Origin of the sequence: Streptomyces sp. NPDC047028 (assembly GCF_040644095.1) — a bacterium.
Taxonomy (GTDB): Bacteria; Actinomycetota; Actinomycetes; order Streptomycetales; family Streptomycetaceae; genus Streptomyces.
Genome location: NZ_JBEYVS010000128.1, coordinates 1 through 1,332 on the forward strand (window position 1 = coordinate 1; position 1,332 = coordinate 1,332).

The 1,332-nt window shown below is 66.7% G+C and carries 1 protein-coding gene; it reads left to right on the forward strand.

From position 1 onward, the window contains the following. Positions 1-52 precede the first annotated feature (52 nt). A protein-coding gene (locus tag ABZ854_RS37240) for an IS3 family transposase (RefSeq protein ID WP_361220494.1) occupies positions 53-1,305 on the forward strand; the annotation gives its coding sequence in 2 pieces (ribosomal slippage) (positions 53-335 and positions 335-1,305; 1,254 coding nt in all). The last annotated feature ends 27 nt before the right edge of the window (positions 1,306-1,332 follow it).

The following is a 1,332-nucleotide window of genomic DNA, read 5'->3' on the forward strand; positions in this document are numbered from 1 at the left end:
TGAACCGCCCCGGGTGAGGTGGAGACTCGATTCCGTGTAAGGATTCCGAGTCATGGCACGACCCTCGATGTACCCGCCCGAGCTGCGCAAGCGCGCGGTCCGCATGGTCGCGGAGATCCGCGACGACTACCGGAACGAGACGGCCGCGCTGAACGCGGTGATGGAGAAGCTCGGCATCGGTTCGCGCGAGACGCTGCGCAAGTGGATCCGTCAGGACCAGATCGACACCGGGCGGCGGCCGGGGACGACGACCGAGGAGGCCGCGCAGGTCAAGGCCCTGAAGAAGGAGATCGCCGAGCTGAAGCGGGCGAACGAGATCCTCAAGGCGGCCTCGGCTTTCTTCGCGGCCGAGCTCGACCGGCCACACACGCGCTCGTAGCGTTCATCGACGAGATGCGGGACCGCTTCGGCGGTGTCGAGCCGATCTGCACCGTGCTAGCAGCGCACGGCATCAGTATCGCCCCCTCCACCTACTACGCCGCCAGGAAACGCCAGTTGACACCCGCGCCGCGAACCGTGCGGGACGAGGAACTCAAGGGACGGATCAAGGAGGTCTACGAGTCCAACTACCAGGTCTACGGCGCCAGGAAGGTCTGGAGACAGCTCAACCGCCAGGGCCACGAGGTGGCCCGCTGCACGATCGAGCGCCTCATGCGTGAGCTCGGCATCGCCGGCGCCGTCCGCGGCAAGAGGGTGATCACCACCATGCCGGATCCGGCCGCCGCCAGGGCCCCGGACCTGCTCGACCGGGACTTCGTCGCCCCGGCCCCGAACCGGACCTGGGTCGCCGACTTCACCCATGTCGCGGCCTGGTCGGGCGTCGTCTACGTCGCGTTCGTCGTGGACACCTTCTCGCGTCGCATCGTCGGCTGGTCCGCGTCGATGTCGAAGGAGACCCAACTCGTCCTGGATGCCCTGGACATGGGGCTGTGGCAACGTGACCGCGACGGCCGCCCGCCGACTCCCGGCGAGTTGGTGCACCACTCGGATGCCGGGTCGCAATACACCTCATTCCGCCTCGCCGAACACCTCGACGCGGCCCGCATCGCGGCCTCGATCGGCTCGGTCGGCGACGCGTATGACAACGCGCTGATGGAGTCGACGATCGGCCTGTTCAAGACCGAGGTCATCAAACCGCAGCGGCCGTGGAAGACGCTCTCGCACGTCGAACTCGCCACCGCCGAGTGGGTCGACTGGTACAACCACCGTCGGCTCCACGGTGAGATAGGGCACATTCCGCCCGTCGAATACGAAGCCAACTACTACCGAGCAACCACGAAACCCCAGCTCACAGCCACCAACTGAGATCTCTAACGAACCCGGGGCGGTTCA